At 42.3% G+C, this 267-nt stretch carries 1 protein-coding gene; it reads left to right on the forward strand.

All coding sequences use genetic code 11. The features are described from left to right. Positions 1 to 267: transposase (locus STRDD04_RS10355; RefSeq protein WP_197460106.1), on the forward strand; the 267-nt coding region annotated here is incomplete at both ends.

Here is a 267-nt window from a genome sequence, read left to right on the forward strand (position 1 = left end):
GAACACATGTCTTGGGATGAGTACAGTTTCAAGAAAGGCAAGATGAGCTTCATTGCACAGGATTTCGACTCAAGACAGGTCATAACTATCCTAGATGGACGGACTCAAGCAACGATTCGCAATCACTTTCTGCGCTATTCCAGACAGGTTAGAAACCACGTCAAGGTCATTACCATGGACATGTTTAGTCCCTACTATGACATTGCTAAGAAACTCTTTCCTTCTGCTAAAATCGTCCTCGATCACTTTCACATTGTACAACATCTT

Origin of the sequence: Streptococcus sp. DD04, from assembly GCF_001578725.1 — a bacterium.
Taxonomy (GTDB): domain Bacteria; phylum Bacillota; class Bacilli; order Lactobacillales; family Streptococcaceae; genus Streptococcus; species Streptococcus sinensis.